The sequence below is a fragment of the Burkholderia territorii genome, from assembly GCF_902833055.1.
GTDB lineage: Bacteria > Pseudomonadota > Gammaproteobacteria > Burkholderiales > Burkholderiaceae > Burkholderia > Burkholderia territorii.
This window is the reverse complement of sequence record NZ_CADFEJ010000094.1, coordinates 1-542: the sequence shown is the minus strand read 5'-3', so window position 1 is coordinate 542 and position 542 is coordinate 1. Positions and strand designations below refer to the sequence as shown.

Below are 542 nucleotides of genomic sequence, written 5' to 3'. Positions count from 1 at the left end.
CAGCGAAAGCTGCTGCGGATCGGGCACCTCGTCGCGCGTGACCAGCCAGGGGCCGATCGGGCCGAAGCTGTCGAAACCCTTGCCCTTGTCCCACTGGCCGCCGCGCTCGATCTGCCATTCGCGCTCGGACACGTCGTTGATCACGCAGTAGCCGGCCACGTAGTCGAGCGCATCGGCTTCCTCGACATTCTTGCAGGGCCGCCCGATCACCACGCCCAGCTCGACCTCCCAGTCGGTCTTGAGCGAGTCGCGCGGGATCTCGATGCCGTCGTTCGGGCCGCACACGGCGCTGGTCCACTTGGCGAACACCACCGGCTCGCTCGGCACCGGCAGCCCCGATTCGGCGGCGTGATCGGCGTAGTTCAGGCCGATGCAGACGAACTTGCCGATCTGCCCGACGCAGGCGCCGATGCGCGGCTCGCCCGGCACCAGCGGCAGCGAGGCCGGATCGAGCGCGCGCAGGCGCGCCAGCGCGGCATCCGAGAGCGCCTCGCCGGCCAGGTCGGGGTTCACCGCCGACAGGTCGTGAATCCGACCCCCGG

The 542-nt window shown here is 70.5% G+C and carries 1 protein-coding gene; it reads right to left on the bottom strand.

What is annotated here, in order from left to right:
- Nucleotides 1-542, bottom strand: a 542-nt coding sequence (locus HW466_RS31170) for a fumarylacetoacetate hydrolase family protein (protein WP_176316149.1), incomplete at both ends; no start/stop codon positions are given.